We start from the raw sequence: 25,690 nt of genomic DNA, 5'->3' as shown, positions 1-25,690 counted from the left end.
CCCCCCGGTCCGCGCAGGGACCGGGAGCCGTCGCGCGCCACCGGGGCACCACCCGCTCAGGCGGCCGGACCTGCCCCGGGGGCGTTTCCGAGCTCCACGGCCACGGGGGGAGCGGGAGGGGCGCCCTTCCGCGAGCGCTTCGTGCGCCGTTCGATCCAGTTGGCGATGCCGGAGAGGGCGAGGCAGAGCAGGATGTAGATCGAACCGAAGACGATGATCATCGGAATGAACGGGTAGACGCCGCCCACCGGGTCCTGCTGCGACGCGAACTTCTTCCCCACGAAGAGCAGTTCCTCGTAGAGGATGATGAAGCCGAGGGAGGTGTCCTTGAGCGTCACCACCAACTGGCTGATGATCGAGGGCAGCATCGAGCGCACGGCCTGGGGGACGAGGATGCCCGTCATCACCTGGGTCTTGCGCAGCCCGATGGCGTAGGCGGCCTCGCTCTGTCCCTTCGGGAGGGCCTTGATGCCGGACCGGAAGATCTCCGCCTGTACCGACCCGTTGTACAGGGTCAGGCCGATGACCAGGGCCCACATGGGCTCGGTGGTGAAGACGGCCGCGGAGAGCAGGAAGATCATGATGAGCAGTGGCATGGCGCGGAAGAACTCCACGACCACGGTGGCCACCCAGCGCACCGCCCGGTGGTCGGAGAGCCGGGCCGTGGCCAGCAGTGTGCCGAGCGCGAGGGAGAGCACCGCCGCGTAGGCGAAGGTCTCGAGCGTGGTCAGCAGGCCCTCGAGGATGCGTTCCTGCGTGTCGTTGTACTGGTAGGTGTCCCACAGGCTGTGCTGGAACTGCCCGGTCACGTCCAGCCGGTGGACGACGAAGGCGAGGAGACCGAGGATCGCGAGGGCCGAGACGGCGCCGTACACCCGGTTGCGGGCCCGGGTTTTGGGGCCGGGGGCGTCGAAGAGGACGTTGGTGCTCATCGGGCCACCGCCATCCGGCTCTCCAGGACACGGAAGATGCCGCTGATCACGAAGGTGATGATGAGGTAGCAGATCGCGATCCAGAGGAAGATGACGTAGATGTTGTACCCCTCGTCCGCGTTGAGCTGCTTCTGGAGGGCCCCGAGCTCCGCCACGTTGAAGCCCGAGGCGATGGCGGTGTTCTTGGCGAGGGCGATCATAAGGCTGCCGATCGGGGGTATCGCGGTCCGCAGGGCCTGCGGCAGCACGACCTGGCCCAGGGTCTGGCTGAAGGTCATCCCGATCGACCGGGCGGCCTCGGCCTGCCCCATCGGCACGGTGTTGATGCCGGAGCGGACGGCCTCGCAGATGAACGCCGAGGTGTAGCAGCCCAGCGCCAGCACGGCGAGCCAGAAGGAGTCCCAGCCCTTGAGGCCCAGCGCCGGCAGGCCGAGGGTCACGGCCAGGAAGAGGAGCACGAGCGGGGTGTTGCGCAGCAGTGTCACCCAGGCCGTGCCGAAGACGCGCAGCGCGGGCACCGGAGAGACCCGGAACGCGGCGATCAGGGTGCCCAGTACCAGGGCCAGCAGTGCGCTCAGCACCGTCAGTTCGACGGTGTTGAGGAAGCCTTCGCGGAACTCCGCGAAGTGGTCCGTCAGAACGTTCAAGTCACTTCTCCGGAATCGCGTGGCGGTCGTGCCCGGGCCCCCGGGACCCCGTCCGGGGTCCGGGGGCGACCCGGACGGCGGCGGTCGGTGGCGTCAGTACCGGTCGACGGCGGGCGGCTCCTGGGCGGGCGCGCCCGACTGGCCCAGGGTGGCGTCGTACGCCTTCTTCCAGTCGCCGTTCTTCATGTGGGCCTCCAGGGCGTTGTTGACCGCGTCGCGCAGCGCCTTGTCGCCCTTCTTCAGACCGACGCCGTACGGCTCCTTGGAGAACGGGCTCCCGACGACCTTGAGCCGGCCCTTGTTCTGCGCGGCGTAGCCCTTGAGGATCGCGTCGTCCGTGGTCACCGCGTCCACGGTGTCGTTGATCAGCTCCTGCACACAGAGCTGGTACCCCTGCTGGGCCTTGACCTCCTTGGCGCCGTACTTGGCCTCCTTGATCCGCTTGAGCGGGGTGGAGCCGGTGGCCGAGCAGACCCGCTTGCCCTTGATGTCGTCCGGGCCCTTGATGTCGCTGTCCTTCTTGACGAGCAGGTCCTGGCCGGCGATGTAGTACGGGCCGCCGAAGTCGATCTGCTTCTTGCGCTCGTCGTTGATCGTGTACGTGCCGACGTACAGGTCGACGCCGCCGTTGGCGATCTGCGTCTCCCGGGCCTCGGACGTCACCGTCCTGAACTTGATGTGCCCCTCGTCGAAGCCGAGGTCGGCCGCGATCATCCGGGCGATCTCCACGTCGAAGCCGGACCGCTTCTTGTCGTTGGGGTTCTCGAAGCCGAGGAAGGGCTGGTCGGCCTTGGTGCCGATGGTGATCGTCTTGCCCTTGATCTTCTCGAAGACGGGCGAGCCCTTCACGTCCGCCGCGGTGTTCACCTTGTACGTCGGGACCGCCGGTGCCGAGGGGCCGGACGTGGCGCCGTCCTGCTTGTCGTCGGTGTCGCGGTCCTTGCCGCAGGCGGTCGCGGACGCGGCCAGCGCCACCACCACGGCGGCCACGGCGGCGGTCTTCCGGAGCTTCATCGTGAACATCCTTTGTGTCTGCGGGCGTTCGCCCTGCGGGGGAGGACGGTGCCGGACGGCGTGGGGGTGTGGGGTGGCGCAGGGGGCGTGCGGGAGTTCAGTGGTGGAGGATCTTGGAGAGGAAGTCCTTGGCCCGGTCGCTGCGCGGGTTGCTGAAGAACCGGTCCGGCGTCGCCTCCTCGACGATGCGGCCGTCGGCCATGAAGACCACGCGGTTGGCGGCGGAGCGGGCGAAGCCCATCTCGTGGGTGACGACGACCATCGTCATCCCGTCCCGGGCGAGTTGCTGCATGACCTCCAGCACCTCGTTGATCATCTCCGGGTCCAGGGCGGAGGTCGGCTCGTCGAACAGCATCACCTTGGGGTCCATGGCGAGGGCGCGGGCGATGGCCACGCGCTGCTGCTGGCCGCCGGAGAGCTGGGCCGGGTACTTGTCGGCCTGGGCGCCGACGCCCACCCGGTCGAGGAGGGCGCGCGCGGTGGCCTCGGCCGTCTTCCGGTCCTTCTTCCGGACCTTGACCTGACCGAGCGTCACGTTGTCCAGGACGGTCTTGTGCGCGAACAGGTTGAAGGACTGGAAGACCATGCCCACGTCGGCGCGGAGCCGGGCCAGCTCCCTGCCCTCCTGGGGCAGCGGCCGGCCGTCGATGGTGATCGACCCGGAGTCGGTCGTCTCCAGCCGGTTGATGGTCCGGCACAGCGTCGACTTGCCGGAACCGGACGGGCCGATGACGACGACCACCTCGCCGCGGGCGATGGTGAGGTCGATGTCCTGGAGGACGTGCAACTGTCCGAAGTGCTTGTTGACCTTGTCCAGGACGACCAGTGGATCCCCCGTGGGGGCGGTGTCCTCGACGGCCTTGGCGTCCTTGGCCACCGGTGCTTCGCTCATCGGCGTTCCTCGCTCCGTCCTCCTCGAATGAGAGGACAGTAGTGAGCCGCCCCGACCAGCGTCATTACATCTGAGCTGAAATTGAGCATAACGATCCGGCTGCGGCCGTACACCGTGCGTAAGGGGGCGTGAAGCTCGACCGGGGGCGTACCGGCTGCATAACGGAAGCCCCCGGCCGGGCCGCACCCCCTTGACGCGCGCCGTGTCCATCGGCGTGGATGCGGTGTTGCCGCACGACGCGGGCCCCGCGGGCCGAACGCGGATGAACGCACCCGCGCACAGTCGAACGCCGACGAACGCCAACGAACGCTGACGAACACAGTTGAACGCAGACGAACGCAGACGAACGCAGATGAACCCGGACGGAGGACGGCGGAGGACGATGAGACTGTTGCTGGTGGAGGACGACGACCACGTCGCCGCGGCCCTGTCGGCCGTACTGGCCCGGCACGGCTTCGCCGTCACCCACGCACGCAACGGCGAGGAGGCCTTGCAGGCCCTGCTGCCGGGCGACGGCGCGCCGTTCGGCGTCGTCCTGCTCGACCTGGGACTGCCCGACCAGGACGGGTTCGAGGTCTGCGGCAGGATCCGCAAGCGCACCGGCACCCCGGTCATCATGGTCACCGCGCGGGCCGACACCCGTTCCAAGATCCACGGCCTGAACCTTGGGGCCGACGACTACGTCGTCAAGCCGTACGACACCGGTGAACTGCTGGCCCGCATCCACGCCGTCGCCCGGCGCACCCCGCCGGGGCCGGGCACCGGGCCCGGGCCGGGGCCGAGGCCGGACGAGGTGCCGGGCACCACCCTGCGACTGGGCGGTCTGACCATCGAGCTGCCCACGCGGCGCGTCTCGGTGGACGGGCTGGCGGTCCCGCTCACCCGCAAGGAGTTCGACCTCCTGGCGCTGCTCGCGCAGCGGCCGGGTGTCGTCTTCCGCCGGGAACAGATCATCAGCGAGGTGTGGCGGACCAGTTGGGAGGGGACGGGCCGGACTCTGGAGGTCCACATCGCGTCGCTCCGGGGCAAACTCCGCATGCCCGCCCTGATCGAGACGGTCAGGGGCGTCGGGTACAAAATCGTCGTCCCCTCGGCGTGACGGTCGTACCCGCCCGTGCGTGCCCGACTCCTCCCCCTGCTCATCGTCCTCATGGCCGGCGTGCTGGTCGCCCTCGGCCTGCCGCTCGGCGCCGGCCTGGCCAACGTCCAGCAGCAACGCCTGGTCGTCGACCGGATCGACGACACCGCCCGGTTCGCCTCGCTCGCCCAGTACGTCGCCACCCGGCCGTTCGAGACGGCCGCCGACGTGGACGAACGGCTGATCACCCTGCAGGCCGAACTCCGGCGCTACGAGGACCTCTACGGCATACGCGCCGGTGTCTTCTTCCGGGACGGCAGCATCATGGCCGCCGCCCCGGCCGGCTGGGCCGGGCCGCCCGACGCCGAGGGGCGCAGGGCGTTCCGGGAGGCGCTGGCCGGCCGGCGCAGCCACGACCCCGAGCAGGTCTGGCCATGGGACCGCCACCGGCTCACCGTCGCGTCCCCGGTGATCCGGGACGGCGACGTGGTCGCGGTCGTCGTCACCGAGTCACCCACCGGGGCGCTGCGCTCCTGGATCCTGCACAAGTGGCTGCTGATCCTGGTGGGGGAGTCGGCGGCGATGCTGCTCGCCGTCGCCGCCGCGTTCCGGCTCACCGGCTGGGTGCTGCGGCCCGTCCGCACCCTGGACGCCGCCGCGCACGGCATGGCCGGCGGCCGGCTGAACTCCCGGGTGGCGGCCGACAGCGGTCCGCCGGAACTCCGGCGGCTGGCCCGCTCGTTCAACGAGATGGCCGACAACGTCGAGGAATCCCTCGAACAGCAGCGCGCCTTCGTCGCCGACGCCTCGCACCAGTTGCGCAACCCGCTCGCGGCGCTGCTGCTGCGGATCGAGCTGCTGGCGCTGGAACTGCCCGACGGGCACGAGGAGATCGCCTCCGTGCGGACCGAGGGCAAACGGCTGGCCCGGGTGCTGGACGACCTCCTCGACCTCGCGCTCGCAGAACACGCCGCGAGCGACCTCCGGCTGACCGACATCGCGGAGCTCGTCGCCGACCGGGTGGGCGCCTGGTCGCCGGTGGCCGGACGGGAGCGGGTGGTCCTGGCCTACACCGGTCCGGCGGCGGCCACCGGCTGGGCCGACCCCGTCGCGCTGTCCAGCGCGCTCGACGCCGTCGTGGACAACGCCCTCAAGTTCACCCCCGAGGGCGCCCGGGTCGAGGTCTCCCTGGAGGTGACGGGGGACCGGGTCGTCGTCACCGTCGCCGACGAGGGGCCGGGGCTGACGGACGAGGAGCTCACCCGCGTCGGCGACCGCTTCTGGCGCAGCGGCAGGCACCAGAACGTCTCCGGCTCCGGCCTCGGCCTCTCCATCGCCCGCACCCTGCTCACCGCGGGCGGCGCGGGCCTCGCCTACGCGCGGAACGAGCCGCACGGGCTGCGGGTCGCCATCGACGTACCGCGCGAACGGCCGTGAGGGGCGGGGGGCGGGTCCGTCAGGGTTTCGACGACACGTAGTAGCGCCGCGCCCCCGAGTGCAGCGGCAGCGGATCGGTGAAGACCGCCGTGCGCAGGTCCACCCGTTGCGCGGCGTGCACCACCTCGCCGATCCGGTCCCGGCTCCCTATCACCGTGCGCGTCACGCCCTCGGTGAGGTGCGCGTCGGTGTCCTCGGTGGTGATGAGCAGGTTCGCGACCGCGATGGTCTTCACCACCTCGGGGGCCTCCATGGCCGGGTAGGCGTCCACCGGCATCACCGCGGCCCGGTAGAACCGCGTCTCGCGGCCCAGCGTGCGCAGCGGACCGATCATGTCGCCGAGCTGCACGAGGCGTACGGGCATCCGGCGGCTGAGCGACAGGACGGCGTTGGTGGGCAGCCCGCCGGACCAGAAGAAGGCGTCGATCTCGCCCTTCTCCAGGAGGTCCGGCATCCGGTCGATGCCGACCTGGACGGGGGTGATGTCCCTGGTGAAGTCCAGTCCGGCGGCCTGCAGCAGCCGTTTGGTGATCAACTGCACCCCGGAGCCCTCGGCCCCCACGCCGACCCGGAGACCCCTGAGGTCCCGCACCGTCTGGGTCGCGGCGTCCTTGCGCACCACGAGCTGCATGTAGTCGTCGTAGAGACGGGCGCAGGCGCGCAGCCGGCCGCTTCCCGGGCGCCGGTTGTCGACGTAGTCCGCGGCGGCGTCGGCGGTCGCGATCGCGAAGTCCGCTTCGCCCGACGTGAGCTGCCTGAGGTTGTCGACGGACCCGGTGCTGAGCCGCAGGCGGACGTCCAGGGCCGGCAGGTCCCGGGCCAGGTCCTCCTTCAGGAGCGCGCCGTACTTGGTGTAGACGCCGGACGGCACCCCCGTGGCGACGGTGATCCGGCCGCCGGGCACCGGGTCCTCCGGGGGAGCGGCCAGCGACCAGGTCAGCAGCGCGAGAAGGACGGCGGACACGGCACCCGCCCATACGGTGCGGCGCCTGACCAAGGGGGTACGGGGTGCCATGGGCGGATCCTGCCAGCGCGCGCCGGGCGGCGCCAGGCCCGTGCGGGAGGTCTTCGCGGGCGGGAACGCGCGGCGCCCGGGCCCACCGCGGGCGCGGAGCGGAGCGGGACGTTCCGGCACGGAAGAGGTCCTCCGGCACACCGCCTACCCTTGTGTGCATGACCAGCAGCGACCGGAGCCACGACGTGCCCTCGACCAAGACCTATCTCATCCGCACCTACGGGTGCCAGATGAACGTCCATGACTCCGAGCGGCTCTCCGGCCTGCTGGAGGACGCGGGCTACGTCCGCGCCCCCGAGAACACCACGGAGGGCGACGCCGACGTCGTCGTCTTCAACACCTGCGCCGTCCGCGAGAACGCCGACAACAAGCTGTACGGCAACCTCGGCCGGCTGGCCCCGATGAAGACCCGGCGCCCCGGCATGCAGATCGCCGTCGGCGGCTGCCTGGCGCAGAAGGACCGCGACACCATCGTCAAGAAGGCGCCGTGGGTCGACGTCGTCTTCGGCACGCACAACATCGGCAAGCTGCCCGTGCTGCTGGAGCGCGCCAGGATCCAGGAGGAGGCGCAGGTCGAGATCGCCGAGTCGCTGGAGGCGTTCCCGTCCACCCTCCCGACCCGCCGCGAGAGCGCCTACGCCGCGTGGGTCTCGATCTCCGTCGGCTGCAACAACACCTGCACCTTCTGCATCGTCCCCGCGCTGCGCGGCAAGGAGAAGGACCGCCGGCCCGGCGACATCCTCGCCGAGGTGGAGGCGCTGGTCGCCGAGGGCGTCAGCGAGATCACCCTGCTCGGGCAGAACGTCAACGCCTACGGCTCCGACATCGGCGACCGCGAGGCGTTCTCCAAGCTGCTGCGCGCCTGCGGGAAGATCGACGGCCTGGAGCGCGTCCGCTTCACCTCGCCGCACCCGCGCGACTTCACCGACGACGTGATCGCCGCGATGGCCGAGACGCCCAACGTGATGCCGCAGTTGCACATGCCGCTCCAGTCCGGCTCGGACACCGTCCTGAAGGCGATGCGCCGCTCGTACCGCCAGGAGCGCTTCCTCGGCATCATCGACAAGGTGCGCGCCGCCATGCCGGACGCCGCCATCTCCACCGACATCATCGTCGGCTTCCCCGGCGAGACCGAGGAGGACTTCGAGCAGACCCTGCACGTGGTCCGCGAGGCCCGCTTCGCCCAGGCGTTCACCTTCCAGTACTCCAAGCGCCCCGGCACCCCCGCCGCGACCATGGACGGCCAGATCCCCAAGGAGGTCGTGCAGGCGCGTTACGAGCGGCTGGTGGAGCTCCAGGAGCGGATCTCCTGGGAGGAGAACAAGAAGCAGGTCGGCCGGACACTGGAGGTCCTGGTCGCCGAGGGCGAGGGCCGCAAGGACGACGCCACCCGGCGGCTCTCCGGCCGGGCGCCCGACAACCGCCTGGTGCACTTCACCAAGCCCGACGAGCCGGTCCGGCCCGGCGACGTGGTCACCGTCGAGATCACCTACGCCGCCCCGCACCACCTGCTGGCCGAGGGCGCGGCCAAGGGCGTGCGCCGCACCCGCGCCGGCGACGCCTGGGAGAAGCGCAACGCCGCCGCCGCGGAGAAGCCGAAGGGCGTGCTGCTCGGCATCCCGACCATCGGCGCCCCCGCACCGTCCCCGGCCCCGGCCGCCGCGGGCTGCGGCTGCGACTAGCCGTGTGACGGGCACGGCGCCTTGTTAGGGTTCCGGACATGCTCGTCGCCGCCGCCGTGTGCCCCTGCCCGCCGCTGCTCGTACCCGAGGTCGCCGCCGGTGCCGCCCCGGAGCTCGACCCGCTGCGGGCCGCCTGCCTGGACGCCGTCGCCGTCCTGGCCGCCGCGCGGCCCGACCGCCTCGCCGTGGTCGGGCCCGCCCCCGAGGCCGGCGCGGGCCCGTACGCCGAGGGCGCCCGCGGTTCGTTCCGCGGTTTCGGGGTGGGGCTCGACGTCCGGCTGGGCCGGGGCGACGACGCGGACGGACGGCCGCTCCCGCTGTCGCTGGCCGTCGCCGCCTGGCTGCTGGAGCGCACCGGCTGGTCGGCCGCCCCGGTGACCGCTCTCGGCGTGGCCGAGTCCCTCGGTACCGCCGAGTGCCTCGCCGCGGGACGGGAGCTGGCCGCGCCGGAGGACCGCGTGGCGCTGCTGGTCATGGGCGACGGCAGTGCCTGCCGCACGGTGAAGGCGCCCGGCTACCTGGACGAGCGGGCGGAGGGCTTCGACGCCGCCTGCGCGACGGCCCTGGGCGCCGCCGACACCGCCGCCCTCGCCGCCCTCGACCCCGCCACCGCCCGCGAGCTGCAGGCCGCCGGCCGGCCCGCCTGGCAGGTGCTCGCGGGCGCGGCGGAGGGCGCCGGACCGAGCGGGCGGACGCTGTACGAGGAGGCGCCTTACGGGGTGGGGTACCACGTCGCGGTGTGGTCCTGAGCGGTGCGGGCGAGGGGCTTGAGCGGCGCGGCGCATCACTGACCCGCGCGGCGCACCCCTGATCGGCGCGGCGCCCTCTCACCGGCGCGGCCACCTCTGACCGGCGCGGCGCGCTCCCGGCCGGTGCCCGCCGTGCCGTACCGCCCGCACCCGGCGACGGCCGTGTACGGCGACGGCCGTGTACGGCGACGGCCGTGTACGGCGACGGCCGTGTACGGCGACGGCCGTGTACGGCGACGGCCGTGTACGGCGACGGCCGCGGAGCATCGCGCTCCGCGGCCGTCGCCGTACACGGGATCCGTCCGCACCCGGGCGCGGTGGTCAGGGGGTCTCGGAACCCCGGGACCCGGCACCACCCTTGGGACCCTCGGACTCGGCGAGCCGGCCGAGTGCCTCCTTGGCCTTGCCGGTACCGGTCCGGATCTGGTTGCTGTACTTGCCGTCGGTCTTGGAGTCGACCATCCGCGCGGCCTTGTCCAGCCCCTGCTCGATCTTGTCCCCGTGCTGCTGCACGAGGCCGCCGACCTTGTCCTTCACCGGACCGATCCTGGCCTTCAGATCGTCGAACAGGCCCATGGGCACCTACCCTCGCTCTCTCCCGCGCGCGGTCCGCGCGCTACTGGCGGGCGCCTTCACCGGCCTCGCTGTCCGCCGCCTCGTCCGCGGACTGCTGCTTCGGGATGTCGACTCCCTCGGCCCCCTCGCCCCCTTCGGCCGCCCCGGCGTCCTCGGCGGGGCCGGTCGCGGCGGCGGTGACCTCGGGGGCCCCGGGGGCCGTCTCCTCCGTCCCGGCACCGTCGCCCGGTTCCGCCGTCCGGGTGTCCGCCGCCGTTCCCTCCGTTGACGACTGCGACGGCTTGCGGCGAAGCCATGAAAACACGCCCATATCTACTCCATTACCTTACTGGTGTGAGCGAAATCCCGGGTCGCCCGGAGCGTCCCATTGCGCCGCTCGCGGGCTCCGGCCTGCGAACCGGCGGTCGGAACCTCGCAACAGGCAACGAGACCGGGAGCGTCGCGTCACGTCGCTCGTTCGAGGGGCGGCCCGGTGTTTGCGAGACTGGTGTGGTGAGAAAAGCAGCCCCCGCACCGCAGGTCATCGCCGTCGTAGGACCCACCGCGGCCGGCAAGTCCGACCTCGGCGTCGCGCTCGCCCGGCACCTCGACGGCGAGGTCGTCAACGCCGACTCCATGCAGCTCTACCGCGGCATGGACATCGGCACCGCCAAGCTGACGACCGAGGAGCGGCAGGGGATCCCCCACCGGCTGCTCGACATCTGGGACGTCACCGAGGCGGCGAGCGTCGCCGAGTACCAGCGGCTGGCCCGCGCCGAGATCGACCGGCTGCTGGCCGAGGGCCGCACCCCTGTGCTCGTCGGCGGCTCCGGCCTCTACATCAAGGGGGCCATCGACGCCCTGGAGTTCCCTGGCACCGACCCGGCGGTCCGGGCCCGCCTGGAGGACGAGCTGGCCGAGCACGGCCCGGGGACGCTGCACGTCCGGCTGGCCGCCGCCGACCCGGAGGCGGCCCGCGCGATCCTGCCCGGCAACGGCCGCCGCATCGTCCGCGCCCTGGAGGTCATCGAGATCACGGGGAAACCGTTCACCGCCAACCTGCCCGGCGAGACGGCCGTCTACGACACCGTGCAGATCGGCGTCGACGTCGAGCGGCCCGAGCTCGACGAGCGGATCACCACGCGTGTGGACCGCATGTGGGAGGCCGGGCTGGTCGACGAGGTCCGCGCGCTGGAGCGGGCCGGACTGCGCGAGGGGCGCACGGCGTCGCGCGCGCTCGGGTACCAGCAGGTGCTCGCCTTCCTCGCCGGCGAGTGCAGCGAGCAGGAGGCGCGCGACGAGACCGTGCGCGCCACCAAGCGCTTCGCGCGCCGTCAGGACTCCTGGTTCCGCCGCGACTCCCGCGTCCACTGGCTCAGCGGCGCCGCCGACCGGCGCGCGGAACTCCCGGCACTCGCGCTGGCGTTGGTCGAACGGGCGGTCACAGCCTGATCACGTGATGGCATCGGGACGCGCCACGTGTCATCCACGTCAGTCGGACCGTGCCATCATCAGTCTTCGATCGAGCCGTGAAGTCCGGTTGGGAGGGCGCGTGGCGATGGAGGCCGGCCCTCGTGACAGACCGCAGCAGCCGCTCCCGGCGGTGTCCGGAGACGACGCCGGCGGCCTCTCCCCGGACGGCCCCGACGCCACGGACGACTCCGCGCCGGAGACCGGGGACGGCGGGACGGCGGAGTCCTTCCGCGAACTGCGGCCCCCGCGCCGGCTGCGTGTCTGGCAGCTCGCGCCGATCGTCGTGCTCGCCGTCACCGGCTCGCTGATGTTCGCCTTCCCGCTCGCCTTCGAGGTCGGCGACGGCGGCCCGGTCGTCGCCATGCTCGGCCTGCTCATCTGCGGCTGCGCCGCCGGCTGGGGCGTGATGGCCGCCCGCCGCGTCGGCTACACCTGGCCCGGCCTGCCCCCGCGCGGCTCCGGACGCCGTCCTGACTGGCGGTACGTGGCCGCGTACGCGACCGTCGTCGTCCTGGCGACCGTACTGGCCGTCTGGCGCGTGGCGCGGCTGCGCTGACGTCCCGACCGGGCCGGGACCCGGGCGGACCCGCGGCCGGCGGGCCCGGCGCTTCCGAACGGACGAGCCGGGCCCGCACAGCCGCCGCGCGGGCCGTCCGGAAGGGGCCGCGGGCGGCTCCGGGCCCACCCGCCCGGGACCGCGGAGAGGCCGGGGGCGCCCCCGCCGTACCATCGACACGTGAGCACCGCGCAAATCCCCTTCCTCAAGGGCCACGGCACCGAGAACGATTTCGTGATCATTCCCGACCACGACGGGCTGATCGACCTCTCCCCGGCCGCCGTCGCGCGGCTGTGCGACCGCCGGGCCGGCATCGGCGCCGACGGGGTGCTGCGGGTCGTCCGCTCGGCCGCGCACCCCGAGGCGCGGGCGATGGCCGACGAGGCCGAGTGGTTCATGGACTACCGCAACAGCGACGGCAGCGTCGCCGAGATGTGCGGCAACGGCGTCCGTGTCTTCGCGCGCTATCTCCAGCGGGCCGGCCTCGCCGACGCGGGCGACCTGGCCATCGCCACGCGCGCGGGCGTGCGCCACGCGCACCTCGCCAAGGACGGGCCCGACGGAGAGCCCGGCGCCGTCACCGTCTCCATGGGGCGGGCGGCGCTGCCCGCCGGCGAGGTGACCGTCACCGTCGGCGACCGTGACTGGCCCGCGCGCAACGTCAACATGGGCAACCCGCACGCCGTCCTCTTCGTCGAGGACCTCGCCCACGCCGGGAAGCTGCTCGACGCCCCGGTCGTGAGCCCGGCGGACGCCTACCCGGACGGGGTGAACGTCGAGTTCGTCGTCGACCGGGGCCCCCGCCATGTCGCCCTGCGCGTCCACGAGCGCGGCTCCGGTGAGACCCGGTCCTGTGGCACCGGCGCCTGCGCGGTGATGGTCGCGACGGCGCGCCGCGACGGTGCCGACCCGGCCGTCGACGGCCGGCCCGTCACCTACACGGTGGACGTTCCCGGCGGCCGGCTGGTGATCTCGGAGCTCCCGGACGGCACGGTCGAGATGACCGGGCCCGCCGTGATCGTCGCCGAGGGCCGCTTCGACACCGCCTGGCTGACCGCCTCCTGACGGCCCGGAGCCGGGTGACCTGGTGGCCTCATCGGGTTTCCGGATGAACGCCTCCCTCGAATGGGTGATCCGGTTCACTCTGCGCGAGAGGGGGTGAGCGGTGCGTGATGGGGTCGGTAGCATCAAGCACCGGCCCGGACGGCCTGAGCCGACCGCCGGTCGACGCTGCCGGAGGTGCCCATGAGCGCAGAGGCCACGAACGAACGCCCCAGCCGCCGCAAACGCGGCCCCCGGATCGACCTGAGACGGCTGGGCCGCGCGGCGCTCGGCGGCTCGGGCGCCCGGGGCCGGCTCCCCGATGCCCTGGAGCACGTGGCCAAGGCCCACCGGGCCCACCACCCCGGGGCCGACCTCGACATCCTGCGCCGCGCCTATCTGTTCGCGGAGTCCTCGCACCGGGGGCAGACGCGCAAGAGCGGCGGCCCGTTCATCACCCACCCGCTCGCCGTCACCCTGATCCTCGCCGAACTCGGCGCGGAGACCACGACGTTGACGGCCTCCCTGCTGCACGACACCGTCGAGGACACCGAGGTGACCCTCGATCAGGTGGGCGAGCTGTTCGGCGCGGAGGTGCGGTTCCTCGTCGACGGCGTCACCAAGCTGGAGAAGGTCGACTACGGCGCCGCCGCCGAGCCCGAGACCTTCCGCAAGATGCTGGTGGCCACCGGCAACGACGTCCGCGTGATGTCCATCAAACTCGCCGACCGGCTGCACAACATGCGCACCCTGGGGGTGATGCGCCCGGAGAAACAGGCCCGGATCGCCAAGGTGACGCGGGACGTGCTGATCCCGCTCGCCGAACGGCTGGGCGTCCAGGTGCTCAAGGCCGAGCTGGAGGACCTGGTCTTCGCCATCCTCCACCCCGAGGAGTACGCCGCCACCCGGGAGGCCGTCCTCGCCCACGCCGGCCGCCCGGATCCGCTGCGGGCCACGGCGGCCCGGGTGCGCGCGGTGCTCCGCGAGGCGGGGGTCGCCGCCGAAGTCCGGGTCCGGCCCCGGCACTTCGTCTCCGTCCACCGGGTGCGGCTCAAGCGCGGCGAGGTGACCGGCTCGGACCTGGGGCGGCTGCTCGTGCTCGTCGCGGAGGACGCGGACTGCTACGCGGTCCTCGGTGAGCTGCACACCTGCTTCACCCCGTACATCTCGGAGTTCAAGGACTTCATCGCCGTTCCCAAGTTCAACCTCTACCAGTCGCTGCACACCGCCATCGCCGGCGAGGCCGGCCAGGTGGCCGAGGTGCTGATCCGCACCCACCGGATGCACCGGGTCGCCGAGGCCGGCGTGATCGCCCTCGGCAACCCCTACGCCGCCGCCGAGGACCCCGACGCGGCGGACGGGGAACGCGTCGACCCCACCCGCCCCGGCTGGCTCTCCCGCCTCCTGGAGTGGCAGCGGTCCGCCCCCGACCCGGACACCTTCTGGACCTCGCTCCGCGACGAGCTCGCCGAGGACCGCGAGATCACCGTCTTCCGCGCCGACGGCGGCACCATCGGCCTCCCGGCCGGTTCCAGTTGCGTCGACGCCGCCTACGCCCAGTACGGGCAGGGCGGCCACACCTGCATCGGCGCGCGGGTCAACGGCCGGCTGGTCGCCCTCGGGACCGTCCTGCGCGACGGCGACACCCTGCACCTGCTGATGTCCCCGGACACCGCCTCCGGGCCGTCCCCCGACTGGCGCGAGCACGCCCGTACGGCCGCCGCCCGGATCGCCATCGGCCGCTGGTTCGCCACCCACCCGGCACCCGACCCCGCGGCGGTCGCCGGCCCCGCCGGCCCGCTGCCGCCGCCCCCCGCCGCCCGGCCGGACACCCGCGGCCCGGCGCCCGCGGCCCGCGAGCCGGTCGTGCTCGGCTGCGCCGAGGCGGGCCTCGCCGACGCCAGCGTGCGGCTGGCCGGCTGCTGCACCCCCGTGCCCCCGGACGAGGTCACCGGCTTCGCCGTGCGCGGCGGCGCCGTGACCGTGCACCGGGCCGAGTGCCCGGCGGTGGCCCGGATGACCACGGCCGGCCGGCGGCGGATCGCCGTGCGCTGGCGGCGGCCGGACGGCACCGGGCCCGGGGACTTCCGCGTCACCCTGTGCGCCGAGTCCTTCAGCCGCCCGCACCTGCTCGCCGACCTCACCGAGGCCATCGCGGCGGAAGGCGTCGCCGTCATCTCCGCCGCCGTCGAGCCCCCGCACGAGCAGCGCGTCCGCCACACGTACACGCTGCAACTGCCGGACGCCGCCCACCTGCCGGAGCTGATGCGCGCCATGCGCCGGGTACCCGGCGTGTACGACGTGGGGCGCGCGGGCCGTCCCGCCGCCACGCCCCTGTGAGCTCCGGGGCCTCCGCGGCCCAGGGGGCGTACGCGCCCACGAGGCGCCGCCCGTACGAGTGGGACCGCGCGCGCCGCGCCCCGCGGACGACGGCGCGCTGATAGCGGTGGACGCATGCCGCACTCTCCCGGGCCCCGCCCCCCGCAGCACCGCCGCCGGCTCCGCCGCGCCGCCCTCGCCGCCGCCGTGCCGCTGCTGCTCCTGACCGCCGCAGCGCCGCCGCCCGCCCCGCTGGGCATCGGCGACCGGCTCTTCCCCCACCTCGGCAATCCGGGCTACCACGTCACCGAGTACGCCCTCGCCTTCGACTACCGGGGGAACGACAGACCGCTGGACGCCGTGACCACGATCGAGGCCCGGTCGACCGAACGGCTGGAGCGGTTCAACCTCGACTTCGCCAGGGGCACCGTGCGCTCGATCGAGGTGAACGGGGCGAGCGCCGCCTTCACCCCCGTCGAGGAGGACCTGGTCGTCACCCCGGCCCGTCCGGTACCCCGCCACACCCCCTTCACCATCACCGTCCGCCACACCAGCGACCCCCGGGGCAGTCGGGAGGGCGGCTGGGTCACCACCAAGGACGGGCTGGTCATGGCCAACCAGGCGGACGCGGCGCACCGTGTCTTCCCCGGCAGCGACCACCCCTCCGAGAAGGCGGACTTCAGCTTCCGGATCCGCGCTCCCAAGGAGCTCACGGTGGTCGCCAACGGCGTCGCCACCGGCCGCACCACCCGGGGCGCCACCTCCACCTGGACGTACCGCACCCGCCACCCCATGGCCACCGAGCTGGTCCAGGTCGCCATCGGCCGCTCGGCCGTCCTGGAGTCCACCGGCCCGCACGGCCTCCCGCTGCGCAGCGTGGTGCCGGCCGCCGAACGGGACGGGCTGGCGCCCTGGGCCGCCAAGACCCCGGAGCACCTGACCTGGCTGGAGCGGCGGCTCGGCCGCTACCCCTTCGAGAACTACGGCGTGCTCCTCGCGGGGGCGACGACCGGCTTCGAGCTGGAGACCCAGACCCTCTCCCTCTTCGAGAGCGACCTGTTCACCAAGCGGTCCCTGCCCGCCTGGTACCTGGAGTCGGTGATGGTCCACGAGCTGGCCCACCAGTGGTTCGGCGACAGCGTCACCCCGCGCACCTGGGGCGACCTCTGGCTCAACGAGGCCCACGCCACCTGGTACGAGGCCGAGTACGCGGAGCACAAGGGCGGCCGCAAGCTCGTCGACCGGATGCGCCGCGCCTACCAGTACTCCGACCTCATGCGCGTCGACGGCGGCGCGCCGGCCGCCCTGAAGCAGCCCGCCCCCGGCAAGAAGGTCGCCATCTTCCGGCCGGTCGTCTACGACGGCGGCGCCCTGGTGCTCTACGCCCTCCGGCAGGAGATCGGCGCGCGCGCCTTCGAGGAGCTGGAGCGCGCCTGGGTCGACCGGTACGCGGACGCCACGGTCACCACCGCCGACTTCGTCGCCCTCGCCTCCAAGACCGCCCACCGGGACCTCTCCGGCTTCCTGCGCCCCTGGCTCTACTCCGCCACCACCCCGCCGATGCCCGGCCACCCGGACTGGAAGGTCACCGGTAAACCCGCGTGACGGCCCCCGCGCGGCATGGGACCATCGTCGGGTCGACGGACGCGGCGGAGGTCCCGGGAATCACCGGAGGCCGCCGGACGTTCACGATGTGTGGGTCCCCGTCCGGGGGCGCCACTGTGCGCGAGCACGACCCGACGAAGCAAAGGATCACATGACCTCCACTTCTTCCCTTCCCCAGGACCGGCAGAGCCTCCCGGAGAGCCTTCGGGCCGACGCCCTGATGGAAGAGGACGTCGCCTGGAGCCACGAGATCGACGGGGAGCGGGACGGGGACCAGTACGACCGCTCCGAGCGCGCGGCCCTGCGCCGCGTCGCGGGCCTGTCCACCGAGCTCGAGGACGTCACCGAGGTCGAGTACCGGCAGTTGCGCCTGGAGCGCGTGGTGCTGGTAGGCGTCTGGACGTCCGGCACGGTGCGGGACGCCGAGAACTCCCTGGCGGAGCTCGCCGCGCTCGCGGAGACCGCGGGCGCCCTCGTCCTCGACGGCGTGATCCAGCGCCGCGACAAGCCGGACCCGGCCACCTACATCGGCTCCGGCAAGGCCCAGGAACTGCGGGACATCGTCCTGGAGTCCGGCGCCGACACCGTCGTCTGCGACGGTGAGCTGAGTCCCGGCCAGCTCATCCACCTGGAGGACGTCGTCAAGGTCAAGGTGGTCGACCGTACCGCCCTGATCCTGGACATCTTTGCCCAGCACGCCAAGTCCCGTGAGGGCAAGGCGCAGGTCGCCCTCGCGCAGATGCAGTACATGCTGCCCCGGCTGCGCGGCTGGGGTCAGTCGCTCTCCCGGCAGATGGGTGGCGGTGGCTCCGGTTCCTCGGGCGGCGGTATGGCCACCCGTGGTCCCGGTGAGACCAAGATCGAGACGGACCGGCGGCGGATCCGCGAGAAGATGGCGAAGATGCGCCGGGAGATCGCCGAGATGAAGACCGGGCGCGACATCAAGCGCCAGGAGCGCCGGCGCAACAAGGTGCCCTCGGTCGCCATCGCCGGCTACACCAACGCCGGCAAGTCCTCGCTGCTCAACCGCCTCACCGGCGCCGGCGTCCTGGTGGAGAACTCGCTGTTCGCCACCCTGGACCCGACCGTCCGGCGGGCCGAGACGCCCGGCGGCCGGCTCTACACCCTCGCCGACACCGTCGGCTTCGTCCGGCACCTGCCGCACCACCTCGTCGAGGCGTTCCGCTCCACCATGGAGGAGGTCGGCGACTCCGACCTCATCCTGCACGTGGTGGACGGCTCGCACCCGGCGCCGGAGGAGCAGCTCGCGGCGGTCCGCGAGGTGATCCGCGACGTGGGCGCGCTCGACGTGCCCGAGATCGTCGTGGTCAACAAGGCCGACGCGGCCGACCCGCTCACCCTGCAGCGCCTGCTGCGCGTCGAGCGGAACGCCATCGCGGTCTCCGCCCGCACCGGCGAGGGCATCGACGAGCTGCTCGCCCTCATCGACGAGCGGCTGCCCCGCCCGGCGATCGAGGTCGAGGCGCTGGTGCCGTACACCCAGGGCTCGCTGACCGCGCGGATCCACTCCGAGGGCGAGATCCTCTCCGAGGAGCACACCGCGGAGGGCACCCTGGTCAAGGCCCGGGTGCACGAGGAACTGGCCGCGGAGCTGCGGCCGTTCGTCCAGGCCGCCTGACCGGTACGCACATACGGCGAAGGGCCCGCCCCACTCGGGGCGGGCCCTTCGCCGTATGTGCGTGTCGTCAGCGCGTCGCCGCGAACTTCTTGCTGACGGCCTGGTAGACACCCTTGGCCTCGGGCCCCAGATGGGGTCCGGCGAGCCAGCGGCTGTCGGACGGGCCGACGGAGGTGTTGGACACCAGCACCGCCTTGCCGCCCGGGCCGACGCGGAACCAGCCGCCGCCCGAGGAACCGCCGGTCATCGTGCAGCCGATGCGGTACATGGTCGGCTGCGCGCTGTCCAGCGTCAGCCGTCCCGGCCGGTCGACGCAGTCGTACATCCGCTGCCCGTCGAAGGGCGGCGCGGCCGGGTAGCCCCAGGCGCCCATGGACGAGATGGACGGGACCCTCGGGGCGTCGAAGTCCACCGCCAGAGCGCTGCCGACGGTCTCCTCCAGTGACTTGCCCGCGCCCTGCTCCGGCTTCACGTGCAGCACGGCGAAGTCGTACGGAGCGCCCGCGCCGCCGCTGGACGCGCCCTGGGCGATCCACTGACCGGAGGTCTGCGCCCAGTCCGCCCACCACACGCCGTACGGCGCGATCTGCCCCGCCGGCGCGGCGTTGACCCGCGAGGCGGGCAGGCCCCGGTCGTTGTAGGACGGCACGAAGGCGATGTTCCGGTACCAGCCGCCCTTCTGGCCCGCGTGCACGCAGTGGCCCGCCGTCCACACCATGTTGGACTTGCCCGGGTGCGCCGGGTCCTTGACGACCGTCGCCGAACAGACCATGTGGCCCTGCGGACTGTCGAAGAAGACCTTGCCGACCGGGGCGGCGTTCTTGCTGTACGGCCGCTTGACCTCACGGGCCTTCACCGGCCGCGGCTCCGGGTCGGTGACGCCCTGGTCGCCGTCGGACGAGCCGCCCGGGGGAGTCCCCGGCGCGTCCTTGACGGTCTTGTCACTGGAACGGGCGTCCTTCATCGAGTCCGGCTTCCAGTGCCCCTCGATGATCGGGTTGATGAAGTCCCGGGCCTCCCGCAGCCACCGGTCCTTGTCCCACTTCTTCCAGGCGCCGCCCCGCCACTTGTCCAGGTCCTGGAGGGTGAGCCCCTTGGGCAGCTTGAGCCCCTCCAGGCCCTGGGCGCTCGCGGACGCGGTGGGCTTGTCACCGCCGGCCGCGGCCTCGTCGTCGGACGGTCCGCAGGCGGCGGCGGTCAGCGCCAGCACGGACGCGACGGCGACCGCGGCCGCGGTGCGCGGGCCCCGCCGGCGTCCCCGGCGGTCGGCGGGCGGGCGTTGGGATGGCATGGAGTGTTCTCCCCCGTTCGGTGACACGTGTGCGGGTGCGCGCGTCCGCCCCGGGACGGACTTGTCATGCACCGCCCCGGTGACGGGGCAGGGACACCCTACGCCGCCGTCCCGGGGGACGGGCCGGGGTGGCGCGCCGGTTCCGGTGTGGCACGCGCCGCACCTTCTCGCGCCTGGGCCGTGTTCCCGACGGGCCCGCGTCGTTGGTACGTACGGGGGACGTCCGGCGTTCAACAGGAGGAGGACACAGGTCGTGGCCTTGACCCAGCCACCGGCGGTGCTCCCGGCGGCCCGCGGGGGCCGGCGCCGGGAGACAGCGGCCCGCGCGCACGCCTGCCCGCTGCCCGTCGTCCCGGCGCGCGCCCGGGGCCTGACGGTCGAGACGGCCGACGGCCGCCGCTACCTCGACTGCTTCCCCGGCGGCGGCGCGCTCGTCCTCGGCCACCACCACCCGGTGGTCCGGGAGGCCGTCCGCTCCGCGCTCGCCCGCGGCGTCCCGCCGGCCGAGGTCTTCGCCGACGAGCTGCGGGCCACCCTCCCCGGCCGGCTGGCGGACCGCGCCCGCCTGCGCTTCTGCGCGCCGACACGGACGGCGGCGCTGTCCGCGGCACGGGCGCTCGCCGGGGGCGACGAGGGGATCTTCGAGCCCGGCGCGGACGCGCCCGGTGGCCGTCCCCGCCTCCTGGTCGCCGACGAGACCCGCACCGGCCTCGGCCGCACCGGCGCCTTCTGGGGCATCGAGCACACCGGCCGCGTCCCCGACGCCCTGGCCCTGGCCGGCGCGATCGGCGGCGGCCTGCCGCTGGCCCTCCTCGTCCTCGGCGACGACGTACCCGCCGACCGCACCCCCGTCCCGCCGGACGGCCCCCTCGGCAACCGACTGGCGATGGCGGCCGGCGCGGCCACCCTGCGGTACGTCCGCGAGCACGGCCTGGCCCCCCGGGCCGCCGGCCTGGGCGCCCGGATGCTGTCCCGGCTCCGCCGGGCCGTCGCGGACGGCGCGGCGGTCACCGACGTCCACGGCCGCGGCCTGCTCCTGATCGTCACCTGCGCGGATGACGCCACCGCCGGGGCGATCCGGCACGCCTGCCTCCGCCGCGGCCTCCTCGTCGGCCCGGACGGCACCGACCCCCGCCTGCTGCGGCTCCTGCCACCCCTCACCATCACGGACGAACAGGCGGAAGCCGTCCTGGACCGCTTCGCCGACGCGGTCGGCGCCGTGCGCGGGACGCCGTGGCCGGTGGGGCCGACGGGGCCGGTGGCGGTCACCGGCGGCGCGCCCGGGCGACGGGCCGCCGAGACGCCGGGGACGGCCGGGCAGGGCGGCCGCTCGGCGGCCGCGGGGGAGTGGCCCGTTCCGTCCGGTGCCGCGGCGGGGCCGGGAGCGCTCGGGACGTCCGGCTCCTCGGCGGTCACGAACGCGGACCCCCGGGCGCCCACGGTCCTGCGGGACCCCGCGATCCCCCGGAGCCTCGCCACTCCCCGGGAGCCCGCCCCCCACGGGGACCCTGACACCCCCCGGGACCTCGCCACCCCCGGAAACCCCGCCACCGCCCGGAAGCCCGTCAGCCCGCGGAAGGAGGCAGGCGCGGCCCCCGCCTGACGGCCCGGCCCGCCGCACCGTATGAACCCCACGCCCATGACGCCGGTGACCCCGGCTCCCCGAGCGCCCCTCGCGCCCCCCGCCCCGGTCGCCTTCCGGCCCGCGCCGCGGGGCGACGGGCAGAGTCGAGCGTCTCTCGGCTCCCCCGCCGACCCGTGTGCCACGGCCGGACACTCCGATCACCCGGATCTCTTCCGGCATCCCGATCCCTTGGACCACCCCGACCCCCGGGTCGCCGCCGACAGCGCCGCCGTCGAGGGGCTCCTGCGCTGCTGGGTGCGGGAGCACGACGTCGACCGTCCGCCCGGCGGCTGCCTCCAACTGCCGCTCGTCACCGACGGGCACGTCCTGCACGTCCCCGTCCGCTACTGGTCGCCCACCGGATGGCACCGCTTCGGCGCCCCGACGCTGCTGAACGCCCCGGCCGGCGCCCCGGCGCTCGACGCCGTCACCCTGGCCGCGCTCCTCGGCCGGGAGGCCGCGTACACCGGGAACCGCGGGCGCGCCGCCGGCCTCGCCACGCTGGTCGGCCGGGTCGCCGACTCCGTGCGCGGGACGGCGGTGTTCGTCGAGGAGCGCCGGGCCCGCCCGGCCGACCCCGGCACGGAGGCGCTGTTCCTCCACGGCGAGCAGGCGTCGTTCCTGGGCCACCCCTGGCACCCCGCGCCACAGAGCCGCGAGGGCTTCTCCGCCGCCGCGTCCCCGCGCTACGCGCCCGAGTGCCGGGGCGCCTTCCCCCTGCACTGGCTGGCCGTCCACTGCTCCGTCCTGGCCGCCGACTCGGCCTGGACCGAACGCGGCCGGCCCGTCGAGGCGGCGACCCTGGCCGCCCGCCTCCTCACGGCCGGACCGGCCGGGCCGCACCTCCCGTCCGGCACCGTGCCGCTGCCGCTCCACCCCTGGCAGGCCCACGACGTCCGCTGCCGCCCCGCCGTCGCCGAGCTGTTCGACGCCGGGCTGGTCCACGACCTGGGGCCGCACGGCGCGCCCTGGTACCCGACTTCGTCGGTCCGCACCGTGCACCGGCCGGACGCCCCCGTGATGATCAAACTGTCGCTGGGGGTGCGCCTCGCCGGCCGTACCCGGGAGCTCGGCCGGGCGGAGCTGCGCCGCGGCGTCGCCCTGCACCGGTTGCTGCGCGGCGGCCTCGCGGAGCGCTGGCGCGCGGCGTGCCCCGGCGGCCTGGGTTTCGACGTGGTCCGCGACCCCGCCTGGCTCGCCGTCGACACCCCAGGCGGCGGTCCGGAGCCCGGCCTCGCGGCCGTCCTCCGGCACAACCCCTTCGGCCCCGGCGACGACGCCGTCTGCCTCGCCGGGCTCACCTCGCTCCGCCCCTGGCCGGGCCGCACGGCACCGGCCGGGCACCCGGCCGTCTCCTCCCGGCTCGCCGAGACGGTCCACGCGCTCGCCCGCCGCACCGGGCGGCCGCCCACGGTGATCGGCGTCGAATGGTTCCTGCGCTACCTCGGCGCGGTCGTCCGCCCGCTCCTCTGGCTGGACGGCGAGGCCGGGGTCGTCCTCGCCGCGCACCGGCAGAACACCCTCGTCCTGCTGGACCGGGACGGCTGGCCGGTCGGCGGCCGGTACCGCGGCGGGCAGCGCGCCGCGTTCCGCGAGTCGGCGCGCGACGCGCTCACGGCCCGGCTGCCGGCGCTCGCCAAGGACGAAGAGGAGGCGTTCCTGCCGGACGGGACGGCCGACGAGCGGTTCGCCCACCACCTGGGCTGCGACAACGTCCTCGGGCTGATCGGCGCGTTCGGCTCGCAGCGGCTCGCCGACGAGCGGATCCTGCTGGCCGCGCTGCGCCGGTTCCTCGCCCGCGCCGCCACCGGACCGGACGCGACGCGCTCGTCCCTGCCGCGCCGTCTGCTGGACGCGCCCACCCTGCGCTGCCCGGCCCACCTGCCGGGCGGGCCGGCCGACGACGACGCCGGCCCGCCGTACGTCACGATCGCCAACCCCCTTGCGGCGCCCGGACGATGAGCGCGGTGAGGGTCACGCCGAGGGGTGGCGGAGTGGGGCGGACGGCGCGGACGGGGCCCGCGATGTCGGTGCCGCCCCGTAGGCTGAGAGAGCTATGACTGCCACTCCCGCGCCCTCCGCGTCCCCCGCCCCGTCCGGGTCCCGGCCCGACCTCACCGCCCTGCTGCACGCGGCCGTCACCGCGGTCGGCGGCACCGAGCGCCCCGGCCAGGTCGCCATGGCCGAGGCGGTCGCCGAGGCCATCGACGGCACCTCGCACCTGCTGGTCCAGGCGGGCACGGGCACCGGCAAGTCCCTCGGCTACCTCGTGCCCGCCCTGGCGCACGGGGAGCGGGTGGTGGTCGCCACCGCGACCCTCGCGCTCCAGCGCCAGCTCGTCGAGCGCGATCTGCCCCGGACCGTCGACGCGCTGCACCCGCTGCTGCGCAGGCGCCCCCAGTTCGCGATGCTCAAGGGCCGCTCCAACTACCTCTGCCTGCACCGGCTGCACGAGGGCGTGCCGCAGGAGGAGGAAGACGGCCTCTTCGACCCCTTCGAGGCGGCGGCCCCCACCAGCAAGCTCGGCAAGGACCTGCTCCGCCTGCGCGACTGGTCCGACGAGACGGAGACCGGCGACCGGGACGACCTCACCCCCGGCGTCTCCGACCGCGCCTGGTCCCAGGTCTCGGTCACCTCGCGGGAGTGCCTGTCCGCCTCGAAGTGCGCCTACGGCGCCGAGTGCTTCGCCGAGGCCGCCCGGGAGCGGGCCAAGCTCGCGGACGTCGTCGTCACCAACCACGCCCTGCTGGCGATCGACGCCATCGAGGGCGCCCCGGTGCTGCCCCAGCACGAGGTGCTGATCGTCGACGAGGCACACGAGCTGGTCTCCCGGGTCACCGGCGTCGCCACCGGCGAGCTCACCCCGGGGCGCGTCAACCAGGCCGTCCGGCGCGCGGCCAAGCTCGTCGACGAGAAGGTCGCCGACGCGCTCCAGACGGCGGCGGAGAGCTTCGAGCGGCTGATGGAGCTGGCGCTGCCCGGGCGCCTTGAGGAGATCCCCGAGGATCTCGGCTACGCCCTGGTGTCGCTGCGGGACGCGGCGCGGACGGTCGTCTCGGCGCTGGGCACGACGCGCGACAAGTCCGTCCAGGATGAGGACGCCGTCCGCAAGCAGGCGCTCGCCGCCGTGGAGAACGTGCACGCCGTCGCCGAGCGCATCGTCGCGGGCTCCGAGTACGACGTCGTCTGGTACGAGCGTCACGACCGCTACGGCGCGTCCCTGCGGGTGGCCCCGCTCTCGGTCTCCGGGCTGCTCCGGGAGAAGCTCTTCAGCGAGCGGTCCGTGGTGCTCACCTCGGCGACGCTCAAGCTCGGCGGCGACTTCAACGGCGTCGGCGCCTCGCTGGGCCTCGCGCCGGAGGGCGTGACCGGCGAGGACCTGCCCGAGTGGAAGGGCGTGGACGTCGGCTCGCCCTTCGACTACCCCCGGCAGGGCATCCTCTATGTCGCCCGGCACCTGTCCCAGCCCGGCCGGGAGGGCGGCCGGGCCGACATGCTGGACGAGCTGACCGAGCTCATCCAGGCGGCCGGCGGACGGACGCTCGGTCTCTTCTCGTCGATGCGCGCCGCGCAGGCCGCGGCCGAGGCGCTGCGCGGCCGGCTCGACACACCGGTCCTGCTCCAAGGCGAGGACACCCTCGGCGAGCTGATCAAGAACTTCTCCGCCGACCCGGAGACCTGCCTCTTCGGCACCCTCTCCCTCTGGCAGGGCGTCGACGTGCCGGGGCCGAGCTGCCAGCTCGTCGTGATGGACCGGGTGCCCTTCCCGCGCCCCGACGACCCGCTGATGAGCGCCCGGCAGCGGGCGGTGGAGCAGGCCGGCGGCAACGGCTTCATGTCCGTCGCCGCCACGCACGCGGCCCTGCTCATGGCCCAGGGCGCGGGGCGGCTGGTGCGGGCCACGGGCGACCGGGGCGTGGTGGCGGTGCTCGACCCGCGGCTGGCGACGGCGCGCTACGGGTCCTTCCTGCGCGCTTCCCTGCCGGATTTCTGGTACACGACCGACCGCAATCAGGTCCGCCGCTCGCTGGCGGCCATCGACGCGGCGGCGAAGGCGGAGAATCGCTGAGCGACCGGTATTTCCGGACGCAATGCGGAGGCGGGGGAATTCGGGCGGATCCCGTCCGCCTCCGTCCGGCGT

21 protein-coding genes are annotated in these 25,690 nt (G+C 73.9%); 13 read left to right on the top strand and 8 right to left on the bottom strand.

Going from position 1 to position 25,690, the window contains the following annotated elements:
- Positions 1-56: 56 nt before the first annotated feature.
- The 4 genes from ACZ6X9_RS30765 to ACZ6X9_RS30750 all read right to left on the bottom strand — a co-directional run bounded on the left by ACZ6X9_RS30765 (position 57) and on the right by ACZ6X9_RS30750 (position 3,485).
- On the bottom strand, positions 57-932 hold the full coding sequence (locus ACZ6X9_RS30765; protein WP_469781301.1) for an amino acid ABC transporter permease: 876 nt from the start codon (positions 930-932) through the stop codon (positions 57-59).
- Positions 929-1,579, bottom strand: coding sequence for an amino acid ABC transporter permease (locus ACZ6X9_RS30760; RefSeq protein ID WP_469781300.1), 651 nt, complete (start codon positions 1,577-1,579; stop codon positions 929-931). Before ACZ6X9_RS30760 ends, ACZ6X9_RS30765 begins: the two co-directional genes overlap by 4 nt.
- A 93-nt stretch (positions 1,580-1,672) precedes the next feature.
- Positions 1,673-2,593: a glutamate ABC transporter substrate-binding protein gene (locus tag ACZ6X9_RS30755; RefSeq protein WP_469781299.1), complete on the bottom strand. Its 921-nt coding sequence runs from the start codon at positions 2,591-2,593 to the stop codon at positions 1,673-1,675.
- A 97-nt stretch (positions 2,594-2,690) separates the two neighbouring features.
- Positions 2,691-3,485, bottom strand: a complete 795-nt coding sequence (locus ACZ6X9_RS30750; protein ID WP_469781298.1) for an amino acid ABC transporter ATP-binding protein — start codon at positions 3,483-3,485, stop codon at positions 2,691-2,693.
- A gap of 382 nt (positions 3,486-3,867) precedes the next feature.
- On the opposite strand from ACZ6X9_RS30750, the gene ACZ6X9_RS30745 reads away from it, so the two are divergent.
- Complete coding sequence (locus ACZ6X9_RS30745; RefSeq protein WP_469781297.1) at positions 3,868-4,584, top strand: response regulator transcription factor; 717 nt, start codon at positions 3,868-3,870, stop codon at positions 4,582-4,584.
- A gap of 15 nt (positions 4,585-4,599) precedes the next feature.
- Positions 4,600-6,000 carry a sensor histidine kinase gene (locus ACZ6X9_RS30740; RefSeq protein WP_469781296.1) on the top strand — a complete coding sequence of 467 codons (1,401 nt, stop codon included), beginning with the start codon at positions 4,600-4,602 and terminating at the stop codon, positions 5,998-6,000.
- 19 nt (positions 6,001-6,019) lie between these two features.
- Here the strand turns inward: ACZ6X9_RS30740 and ACZ6X9_RS30735 are convergent, their stop codons facing one another.
- On the bottom strand, positions 6,020-7,015 hold the full coding sequence (locus ACZ6X9_RS30735; RefSeq protein WP_469781295.1) for a TAXI family TRAP transporter solute-binding subunit: 996 nt from the start codon (positions 7,013-7,015) through the stop codon (positions 6,020-6,022).
- Positions 7,016-7,173: 158 nt separating this feature from the next.
- On the opposite strand from ACZ6X9_RS30735, the gene miaB reads away from it, so the two are divergent.
- Positions 7,174-8,697, top strand: a complete 1,524-nt coding sequence (gene miaB, locus ACZ6X9_RS30730; protein ID WP_469781294.1) for a tRNA (N6-isopentenyl adenosine(37)-C2)-methylthiotransferase MiaB — start codon at positions 7,174-7,176, stop codon at positions 8,695-8,697.
- A gap of 38 nt (positions 8,698-8,735) precedes the next feature.
- Entirely contained in the window at positions 8,736-9,446 is a 711-nt protein-coding gene (locus ACZ6X9_RS30725; RefSeq protein ID WP_469781293.1) for a class III extradiol dioxygenase subunit B-like domain-containing protein, read from the top strand.
- Between the two features lie 321 nt (positions 9,447-9,767).
- Here ACZ6X9_RS30725 and ACZ6X9_RS30720 read toward each other — a convergent pair whose 3' ends face one another.
- Together ACZ6X9_RS30720 and ACZ6X9_RS30715 are read right to left on the bottom strand one after the other, a co-directional pair.
- Positions 9,768-10,022, bottom strand: coding sequence for an antitoxin (locus ACZ6X9_RS30720; RefSeq protein WP_469781292.1), 255 nt, complete (start codon positions 10,020-10,022; stop codon positions 9,768-9,770).
- 40 nt (positions 10,023-10,062) lie between these two features.
- Positions 10,063-10,332, bottom strand: a complete 270-nt coding sequence (locus tag ACZ6X9_RS30715) for a hypothetical protein (protein ID WP_469781291.1) — start codon at positions 10,330-10,332, stop codon at positions 10,063-10,065.
- Between the two features lie 182 nt (positions 10,333-10,514).
- On the opposite strand from ACZ6X9_RS30715, the gene miaA reads away from it, so the two are divergent.
- From miaA to hflX, 6 genes are all read left to right on the top strand, one after another.
- Positions 10,515-11,453, top strand: coding sequence for a tRNA (adenosine(37)-N6)-dimethylallyltransferase MiaA (gene miaA, locus ACZ6X9_RS30710; protein WP_469781290.1), 939 nt, complete (start codon positions 10,515-10,517; stop codon positions 11,451-11,453).
- 106 nt (positions 11,454-11,559) lie between these two features.
- Positions 11,560-12,030 carry a hypothetical protein gene (locus ACZ6X9_RS30705; RefSeq protein ID WP_469781328.1) on the top strand — a complete coding sequence of 157 codons (471 nt, stop codon included), beginning with the start codon at positions 11,560-11,562 and terminating at the stop codon, positions 12,028-12,030.
- Positions 12,031-12,210: 180 nt separating this feature from the next.
- The gene (gene dapF / locus ACZ6X9_RS30700; protein WP_469781289.1) at positions 12,211-13,095 is read left to right on the top strand and encodes a diaminopimelate epimerase; all 885 of its coding nucleotides are present in this window, start codon (positions 12,211-12,213) and stop codon (positions 13,093-13,095) included.
- A 180-nt stretch (positions 13,096-13,275) separates the two neighbouring features.
- The gene (locus tag ACZ6X9_RS30695) at positions 13,276-15,411 is read left to right on the top strand and encodes a RelA/SpoT family protein (RefSeq protein ID WP_469781288.1); all 2,136 of its coding nucleotides are present in this window, start codon (positions 13,276-13,278) and stop codon (positions 15,409-15,411) included.
- A gap of 114 nt (positions 15,412-15,525) precedes the next feature.
- Positions 15,526-16,995, top strand: coding sequence for a M1 family metallopeptidase (locus ACZ6X9_RS30690; RefSeq protein WP_469781287.1), 1,470 nt, complete (start codon positions 15,526-15,528; stop codon positions 16,993-16,995).
- A gap of 151 nt (positions 16,996-17,146) precedes the next feature.
- On the top strand, positions 17,147-18,634 hold the full coding sequence (gene hflX / locus ACZ6X9_RS30685; RefSeq protein ID WP_469781286.1) for a GTPase HflX: 1,488 nt from the start codon (positions 17,147-17,149) through the stop codon (positions 18,632-18,634).
- Positions 18,635-18,701: 67 nt separating this feature from the next.
- Here hflX and ACZ6X9_RS30680 read toward each other — a convergent pair whose 3' ends face one another.
- The gene (locus tag ACZ6X9_RS30680) at positions 18,702-19,925 is read right to left on the bottom strand and encodes a trypsin-like serine peptidase (protein ID WP_469781285.1); all 1,224 of its coding nucleotides are present in this window, start codon (positions 19,923-19,925) and stop codon (positions 18,702-18,704) included.
- Between the two features lie 253 nt (positions 19,926-20,178).
- Between ACZ6X9_RS30680 and ACZ6X9_RS30675 the strand changes: the two genes are divergently transcribed.
- The 3 genes from ACZ6X9_RS30675 to ACZ6X9_RS30665 all read left to right on the top strand — a co-directional run bounded on the left by ACZ6X9_RS30675 (position 20,179) and on the right by ACZ6X9_RS30665 (position 25,618).
- Positions 20,179-21,528, top strand: coding sequence for an aminotransferase class III-fold pyridoxal phosphate-dependent enzyme (locus ACZ6X9_RS30675; RefSeq protein ID WP_469781284.1), 1,350 nt, complete (start codon positions 20,179-20,181; stop codon positions 21,526-21,528).
- Between the two features lie 21 nt (positions 21,529-21,549).
- Positions 21,550-23,511, top strand: a complete 1,962-nt coding sequence (locus ACZ6X9_RS30670; protein ID WP_469781283.1) for an IucA/IucC family protein — start codon at positions 21,550-21,552, stop codon at positions 23,509-23,511.
- A gap of 94 nt (positions 23,512-23,605) precedes the next feature.
- Positions 23,606-25,618 carry an ATP-dependent DNA helicase gene (locus tag ACZ6X9_RS30665; RefSeq protein ID WP_469781282.1) on the top strand — a complete coding sequence of 671 codons (2,013 nt, stop codon included), beginning with the start codon at positions 23,606-23,608 and terminating at the stop codon, positions 25,616-25,618.
- The last annotated feature ends 72 nt before the right edge of the window (positions 25,619-25,690 follow it).

This window comes from Streptomyces sp. NPDC052910 (assembly GCF_055585605.1).
The sequence above is the reverse complement of the archived record's forward strand: the minus strand, read 5'-3'. Positions and strand labels throughout refer to the sequence as shown.